Genomic DNA, 7,224 nt, shown 5'->3' with positions numbered 1-7,224 from the left:
CGGGAGGGGCCGCCGGTGTTGGCGGTTGGGCTCCGGCCGGGAGCGCCTCGGCCGGCGCCGGGACCGGTGGCGTGAGAGCGGTCGGCTTGTTGGCATCGGCGGCCGGAGCGGCGGCTGGAGCGGGCTTCGCCTGGGCCTTGGCGAGAGAGTCGGGGGTCGGACGGCCCACGTCGATGACGATCCCCTTGCCCGACAGGAAATGCTTGATGGTGGCGCCAGGCACCGTGTTCAAGGTGACCGCCAGGCGCTTGCCCTTCATCTCGGCGCTGGCTCCGCGGATGAAGGGGGGCGGATCGCTCTTGAGGCGGGACAGGTCCGGACGCGCTCCTCGGGCGAAGATCACCACGGTACCTTGGTCGGTGTCGGCCACCCCGTAGTCGACTTCCTTGGGCCAGTCGAAGACCACGCGGGTATAGTCCGCATGTTCGCCGATTCGCACCTTGAGCGCGGGCAGGTCGGTGGGCAGGGGCGTTCCCGGCGTCGGGTCGGCGGTGGGCTTGGCCGGCGGCTTCGCCTCCGCCTTCCTGGGTTCCGGCTTCGGTTCGGTTTTGGGCGCCTGCCCGGTGATGTCGACCACCACCGCCGCCCCGGTATCGAAGGCGCGCGCCCCAAAGGGGCCCGTCAGGGTGAAGGTCACCTGCTTCTTGTCGGCGCTGGGCTTGGCGTCCTTGATGTACTTGGCCAATGCCTTCACGGCACCGGCGTAGGAGGCGTCGATGGGCCGGCCGAAGGTCACCACCAACTGGTCGCCTTTCACCGTGGCCGAGTACTTGACCGGCAGTTCCCAGGCGAAGACCAAGCGGCCGTAATCCTCATGGGGGGCGCCCTTGACCGCGACGCTGTCGGCCCGTGCCCCGATGGTGGCGGCGAGGAATGCGGTCAGGGTTAAAGTGGCGAGGCGGGGGAATCGCACCATCAGTCGGTCCCCGCCGTGCTCAGGATGACGATATCGACGCGCCGCGCCAAAGCTTGCCGTTGGGCCTCGGGCAGGCCGGCCAGGTCCTGGCTGCGGCTATCGGAATAGCCGTAGGCGACGATGTCGTGGGGATAGCCGACCCGCCGCAAGGCGTTCGCCACCGCCGCCGCTCGTCCCAGGGACAGCTCCCAGGCGGAGGAATATTCCTGTCCCGGCGAGCCCTGGGATTCGGAATGGCCGCCCACTCCAATGGTATTGCCGACGTTACGGAGCAGCCCCCCCAGGGCGAACACCGCCTCGCGGGCCTTTTCGGTCATGATGGCGCGACCCGATTCGAACAGCAGTTCGCTCGGCAGGGCGACCACCAGACGCTCTTCCTGCCGGACGAACTGAACCCCCGCCAGGAGGGGATCGCGACTCGCGGTCTCGGCCAGCACCGACCCCAGATAATCCAGGTTGACCGCCTGGCGGCGGAAGATGGTGCCGATGTTGAAGGCCACGGTGGGGATCTTGGCGTTCTCGGGCTTGATGGGACTGAGGCTTTGCGACAGGGAATCGGCGATCTCCTTCCACTTGTCCGCCTGGACGTGGGACATGGAGAACAGCATCACGAAGAAGGTCAGCATCAGACATACGGTATCGGTGAAGGTCAGCAGCCAGACCTTTTCCTGTTCCACCTTGGGAAGCCTCTCGAAATCCTCGTCGTCCAGACCGGGCGCCATGGGACGGCCTCGCTCACGGGGGGGGCGGCGAAGGCGCCGCCGGAGCTTCCGGGGGCGCGACGGGTGGCGGGAGCGGGGCTTCGACCTTGGCGCCCGAGGCCGGCGTGGCCGGCTTCGGGGCCGGTGCCGCGGGCCTGGCCGGAAGGTCGAAGCGGACCCGTGCCTCGTCCAGCGGGCGGGACAGGAACCACAGGACGAGTTCCTTGGGCTCGCCGGGCTTCAGCGCTACCGAGACCGATTCGGGAGGCACGCCGCGTTGGGCCATGGCGCGGGCGAAGGTTCCGGCCCGCGCGCTTTCCAGGGTCTGGCCTACCGGCAGGTCGCGGCCGATGGCGTATTTGCTGTTCAGCACCAGTTCCATTTCGTAGCGCATGCCCGGAGACCGGCGGCTGAGTTCCGCCACGATGCGATCGAGCAACGGCATCTGGTTGTCCCGCAAGTGAGCCTGGTCGGCGACGAACAAGGCATCGGCGGGCATCACGACCCGCATGGCCCGGCCCGGAGTAACGGCTTCGACCCGGGTGATCTGGATTTCGGCGGCGAAAGTACCGGCGATCTGCTCCTGGAACTCGGCCCCGGCAGCCACCAAGTCACCTTCCTTGGACGTGAAGTTGGTGGGATCGGACGTCGGGGAAAGCAGGGACGCGAAGGTGGACGTCAGGCCTTCCATGACGGCCTTGGCCTTGGCGTCCTCGGTGGTCGAGATGGATACCAAAAGGATGAAGAAGGCAAGGATCAGGAGGTACAGGCCCAGGAAGAGGGCGAGGGTGGGGGAACTCGTGCTTTCCTCTTGCCGGGGCGAGGCGCCGAGAAGCTCTTCCATGGCCGTCTAATCGAAGCTGGCGAACAGCGCGTCGATCTCCGCTTGCGATTTTGCGTCGGTCTTGAGCTGAGGGCCGTGCAGGAGGTCCGCATCGGTGATCGGCGGTGGCTCCGCCTCCGCGGGATTCGCGGGGTTGGCGGCCTTTACTTTCTCGATCTCCTGCCCGAAAGCTTCCACCAGGGCATCGATCTTCTGCTCGATATGCTTCAGCGCCCGAACGACCTTGGTGATACGTTGGCCGGTGATGTCCTGGAAGCCGCAGGCCTCGTAGATCCGGGTGGTGGCGTCCATCAGGGCCTCGGAGTCCTCCTGCGCCAAGTGGGCCATCACCTTTTCCACCGATTCGGTGGCGTCCATGATGGCGTTGGTCGCTTCCGCCGTGGCTTCGACGATGGCATCCAGTTCGTCGGCGGCGGTCGGAATGTATTCGTCCCTGACCTCGTCGGGCCGCAAGGCCGCAATCTCGCGCTTGGCCGTCTCGATGTAGGTGGCCAGCGCTTCCAACTCGTTGTAGATCTGCAGGTCGCTGGTGGAAAGGTCGCCTTTGAGCGTAGCCATCAAACTATGCACGACATCGGCGACCTCGCTGATCCGGACGGTATCATCCCGGTTCTTGCGGAGTTCATCGAGACGCGCACCCAGTTCGGCGTCCACCTCGCCAACGGCCATTCGCGTTTCCAGTCCTTAGAACTCGCCCAGCACGCTGACCAGTTTCGCCTTCAGCGTCTCGGCGTTGAAGGGCTTGACGATGTAGTTGGAAACCCCGGCCTCCTTGGCCGCGATCACGTTCTCCGACTTGCTTTCGGCCGTGACCATGATGAACGGGATGTGCTTCAGCTTGGGGTCCGCGCGAACCTCGCGCAGCAACTGGATACCGGTCATCGGCTCCATATTCCAATCCGAGATCACCAGGCCAAACGTCCCCTGCCGCAGCTTCTGCAGGGCCATCGAGCCGTCCGTCGCCTCGTCGATATTCACGAAATTCAGTTGGCGCAGCAGATTGCGGATGATGCGCAGCATGGTCTTGTAGTCATCCACGATCAGGACGTTCATGTTCATGTCGACAGCCATCTAGCTCTCCATCTTCGGCTCGGCGCGTGTCGAAATCGATACCCCACGAGGAACCCCGCGGATCGCTGGATTCTTTCCCATGAAACTAGTTAAATCAAGGGTGAAAGCGGCGCAACCCTTTTCCTGCCGAACTTTCGGGTTTCTGAGTCCGACTCCCACTTCAGCCTCCCGACCCCAGGCCGGGTTGCGGCATCTGGCGCAGGCGCATCAGTTCGGTGGTCACTTCGGAGGCCTTGTTTGGATTCATCTTTCCCATCACTTCCGCCAGTTTCTTTTCCTTCATACGCTCCACGATGTTCAGCAGAGTGTCCATGTCCAGGCCTTCGAACACCGTAGCGGCATCCTTGGGCTTCATGCTTTCATAGATCTTGACCAAGCTCAGCAGCTTATCCTCCTGCTGCTTGTCGTAGGTCTTGATCAGCTTGTCGATGGTGTCCTGAAACCGCTTCAACTCGACGATTTTCTTGTCGATTCGGGCCTCGGCGGCATTCAGCAGGCCGGTCCGCACGTCCAACTCCCGCGCCCGCGCCTCCAGGATCTCGCGCCGTTCGGCAAGCTGCTGCAACAGGTCGATTTCGGCCTGGGTCAGCAGGGTCGGATCGCGGGTGGTGAGGCTTTTGGCCACCGCGTCCTCGTCGGGTTTGGCGGGCGCGGCCGGGGTTTGGGCCGGAGCCGAACCCGGAACCGGGGCGGCGAAGGCATCGGGCGACTTCGGGTCCCGCTTGGCCTCATCCGGCTTCGCGGAAGCCGCAGGGGCCGGGGCGGCAGGCTTGGCGGGCTGCGCTTGGCCGGGGGGTTCGGTTCCGGGCGGCTGCTGAGCCACGGCGCCGGCGACCGTCAGGGCACCCGCGCGGATGCCGTCCACCCCCTGCCAGATGCTGCCGATCTTCACCGTCAGCATCAGAGAGGCGGCGAAGATGGTGATCGGCAGGAAGCGGATGCGGGACAGCAAGTCCAAGGCGTTGGCGAGGGTCATCGCACTTCTCCTACCGGGCCGACTCGAGGGCCTTGAGCAACTCGCGCTCGGCTTCGGATCGGGGTTCCGGGATGCCCTGCAGCGGGGAACGCGTCGCGGGACGGGTTTCCGGCGGGGCCTTCAGCCCCGTGTCGACCTTGGGGATCGGGATCTTGGCGCGGGGGGGCTCGGGGGCGGCTGCGGGTTGCGGTGCCGCCGCTGCCGCCGCGGCTGCGGCCGTGGCCAGGGAGACGGCCGGCCGGGTGCCGCCCGTCACACCGCCCGCAGGCGCCGATTCCTTGCGGGCAGATCGGACGGCATCTTCGAGACGGTCGGCCGTCGCGCCGCCCCGGTCCATCAGGAAGGCGAGATCGTCGCGCAAGGCCTGGGCCTTCTTGATCTGCTCCTGCAGAGTGTCGGCCATGTCGCGCAAGCGGCCGATGCTGTCTTCGGCGCGACGCGTGGCTTCGCCGAAGGTGGCGGCCACCCGCTCCAATTCCGCCTTGTCCTGGCGCAGGACGCCCAGCCGGCGATTGAGGATCACCGAATAGACGATGGTCACCGCCAGGAGGACGGCGACCAGGATGTCGAGAAGCAGGGCGAAGACCATGGACGACTCCTCTACCCGGAAACCTTCTTGACGATGCGCTCGCTGACCCGGATGGCCACGTGATTGCCCTTGCGGCCCATCGATCCGGAGTACATGGCGACGTCGCCGCAATGAAGTTCGACCGTCGATTCTGGGGTGGCGTTCAACATCAACTGCGAGCCGATCTCCAGATTGAAGATGTCGCGCAATTTCAAAATCTGTTGGTCGAGAACCGCTTCCATCTCGACGTCGGTGAGCCACAGTTCTTCGGCCAAGTGGGTTTCCCAGATCGAGTCGCGACCGAACTTTTCGCCCATGAACATCTGCAGCAGCAGTTCGCGGACCGGTTCCAGGGTCGCGTAGGGCAGAAGAAGTTCGAGGCGTCCGCCGCGGTCTTCCATGTCGATACGCAGGCGGGCGACGATGGCCGCGTTGGACGGCCGGGAAATGGTGGCGAAGCGGGGATTGGTCTCCAGGCGATCGAAGCGGAAGGTGACCGGCGACAGGGGCTCGAAGGCGGCGCTCAGGTCGTTCAGCATGACATGCACCATGCGTTCGACCAGGCTACGTTCGATGGTCGTGTAGGGGCGGCCCTCGATGCGCATCGCCGCGGTGCCGCGCCGTCCGCCCAGCAACACGTCGACGATGGAATAGATGAGCGACGAATCGACGGTCATCAGGCCGTAGTTGTCCCATTCCTCCGCCTTGAAGACGCTCAGCATGGCGGGCAGGGGGATGGAGTTCAGATAGTCGCCGAATCGGATGGAGGCGATGTTGTCCAGCGAGACTTCCACGTTGTCCGAGGTGAAGTTGCGCAAGGACGTCGACATCAGGCGCACCAGACGGTCGAAGACCACCTCCAGCATCGGCAGGCGCTCGTAGGAGACCAGCGCGCTGTTGAGGATGGCCTGGATGCCCGATTTCTCGGAGCCTTCGTCGTGCTCGTCGTCGAAACCCAGCAGGCTGTCGATTTCGTCCTGGTTGAGCACGCGGGTCGATTCGCGGCCCGTGGAAGCCGAGGCCGATTCGGCCCCGCCGCCGCCGCCGCCGCCGACCATGGCTTCCCATTCGGCCGCCAAGTCGTCCTGGTCGTCGCCGCCCTCTCCGCCGCCGCCACCACCGGCGCCACCGCCCATGGCCGCTTCCCACTCGGCGGCAAGGGCGTCCTGGTCCTCGGCATCGTCAGGGGCCGTCATGCGGGCTCTCCCGTTGCGCCCGTCCTATTGGACGAGCATCTCCTTGAACAAAATGTCCTTGACCTCGGCCGGGGCGATGGCCACGTTCACCCGGGTCAGCAATTCCTCGCGCAGGCGGTACATGCCGGCCGACCCCTTCAGGTCCTCCACCCGCAGCTCCCGCAGGTAGACCTGGAAGTTGTCGCGCACCCTGGGCATCAATTGGACCACCTTCGGTTCATCCTTCTTATCGGCCAGTTCGAGAGCTACCTTGATCTTCAGGAAGGTGGGCTTGCGCCCGCCCCCGGTGTTCAGATTGACCAGGATCTCCTCGATGTCCATGAACACCGCCTCGCCGGTCTGCGGAGTCGCCTCCTTGGCCTTCTCGCCCCCGGCATCCTCGGCACCGCTGATCATCTTGACCAGGGGATCGAGAAGCCCGGTGAAGTAGGCCGTCGCCACGCCGCCGATCACCACCAGGAGCGCCACGCCGATCAGAATGATCAGCTTCTTCTTGCCGCCTTTGCCGCCTTCGTCGCCGCCTTCGCCGCTGCCGACGTCTTCGTCCTGATCGTCTTCCGCCATCGTTGATTCCGTCCGAAGCCCGGCGGCCGGGAAACCCGAAGCCGCTCCTGTCACTCGACTATACCCTAGATCGCGACGGTTAATAACTGGTTGCGAGATTGGTCAGGGCAGTCGGGTGAGGGCCCCCAAAGGGGAACGAACCTGCCCATCCCGCCCGCAATCGGCGGGCGGGACGCCGGCGTTCCGTAATATTGACCCACATAATCTCATATGTTCGCTTTATGGACTTTAGTCGCGTTTTGTTCTGTGGCAGTATGCCTCCATTCCATCTCGCCGTTCCCGCCCGCACCGGGAAGGAACCGGATCACGATGGAACATTTATCAAACTGAAGCCAGGAGTATGTGTCATGAGTCTTTTCTGGAGCGACGACGTGGATAACAACGGGAA

General features: G+C 64.7%; 10 protein-coding genes. All 10 read right to left on the bottom strand.

Annotated elements, in window-relative coordinates:
* The coding region (locus tag H7841_17265) for a hypothetical protein (protein MEO5338614.1) at positions 1-916 on the bottom strand (916 nt) is incomplete at its 3' end.
* A complete protein-coding gene (locus tag H7841_17260; GenBank protein ID MEO5338613.1) occupies positions 916-1,638 on the bottom strand; it encodes an OmpA family protein in 723 nt (240 codons plus the stop codon). The genes H7841_17260 and H7841_17265, both read right to left, overlap by 1 nt.
* 13 nt (positions 1,639-1,651) lie before the next feature.
* The gene (locus H7841_17255; protein ID MEO5338612.1) at positions 1,652-2,461 is read right to left on the bottom strand and encodes a hypothetical protein; all 810 of its coding nucleotides are present in this window, start codon (positions 2,459-2,461) and stop codon (positions 1,652-1,654) included.
* Between the two features lie 6 nt (positions 2,462-2,467).
* Positions 2,468-3,130 carry a protein phosphatase CheZ gene (locus tag H7841_17250; GenBank protein MEO5338611.1) on the bottom strand — a complete coding sequence of 221 codons (663 nt, stop codon included), beginning with the start codon at positions 3,128-3,130 and terminating at the stop codon, positions 2,468-2,470.
* Positions 3,131-3,145: 15 nt separating this feature from the next.
* A complete protein-coding gene (locus H7841_17245) occupies positions 3,146-3,532 on the bottom strand; it encodes a response regulator (GenBank protein ID MEO5338610.1) in 387 nt (128 codons plus the stop codon).
* 160 nt (positions 3,533-3,692) lie between these two features.
* Positions 3,693-4,508 (bottom strand): hypothetical protein, encoded by an 816-nt coding sequence (locus tag H7841_17240; GenBank protein MEO5338609.1) that lies wholly within the window; start codon positions 4,506-4,508, stop codon positions 3,693-3,695.
* Between the two features lie 10 nt (positions 4,509-4,518).
* Complete coding sequence (locus H7841_17235; GenBank protein MEO5338608.1) at positions 4,519-5,097, bottom strand: DUF6468 domain-containing protein; 579 nt, start codon at positions 5,095-5,097, stop codon at positions 4,519-4,521.
* 11 nt (positions 5,098-5,108) lie between these two features.
* Complete coding sequence (fliM, locus tag H7841_17230) at positions 5,109-6,272, bottom strand: flagellar motor switch protein FliM (protein MEO5338607.1); 1,164 nt, start codon at positions 6,270-6,272, stop codon at positions 5,109-5,111.
* Between the two features lie 24 nt (positions 6,273-6,296).
* The gene (locus tag H7841_17225; GenBank protein MEO5338606.1) at positions 6,297-6,836 is read right to left on the bottom strand and encodes a flagellar basal body-associated FliL family protein; all 540 of its coding nucleotides are present in this window, start codon (positions 6,834-6,836) and stop codon (positions 6,297-6,299) included.
* Positions 6,837-7,042: 206 nt separating this feature from the next.
* Positions 7,043-7,224: hypothetical protein (locus H7841_17220; protein MEO5338605.1), on the bottom strand; the 182-nt coding region annotated here is incomplete at its 5' end.

Source organism: Magnetospirillum sp. WYHS-4, assembly GCA_039908345.1.
Taxonomy (GTDB): domain Bacteria; phylum Pseudomonadota; class Alphaproteobacteria; order Rhodospirillales; family GLO-3; genus JAMOBD01.
This window is presented reverse-complemented; position numbering and strand designations above follow the sequence as displayed.

Bases quoted from the DNA above. Each gene is read 5' to 3' on its own strand.
- H7841_17260 (MEO5338613.1), bottom strand. From the start codon at position 1,638: ATGGCGCCCGGTCTGGACGACGAGGATTTCGAGAGGCTTCCCAAGGTG.
- H7841_17255 (MEO5338612.1), bottom strand. From the start codon at position 2,461: ATGGAAGAGCTTCTCGGCGCCTCGCCCCGGCAAGAGGAAAGCACGAGT.
- H7841_17250 (MEO5338611.1), bottom strand. From the start codon at position 3,130: ATGGCCGTTGGCGAGGTGGACGCCGAACTGGGTGCGCGTCTCGATGAA.
- H7841_17245 (MEO5338610.1), bottom strand. From the start codon at position 3,532: ATGGCTGTCGACATGAACATGAACGTCCTGATCGTGGATGACTACAAG.
- H7841_17240 (MEO5338609.1), bottom strand. From the start codon at position 4,508: ATGACCCTCGCCAACGCCTTGGACTTGCTGTCCCGCATCCGCTTCCTG.
- H7841_17235 (MEO5338608.1), bottom strand. From the start codon at position 5,097: ATGGTCTTCGCCCTGCTTCTCGACATCCTGGTCGCCGTCCTCCTGGCG.
- fliM (MEO5338607.1), bottom strand. From the start codon at position 6,272: ATGACGGCCCCTGACGATGCCGAGGACCAGGACGCCCTTGCCGCCGAG.
- H7841_17225 (MEO5338606.1), bottom strand. From the start codon at position 6,836: ATGGCGGAAGACGATCAGGACGAAGACGTCGGCAGCGGCGAAGGCGGC.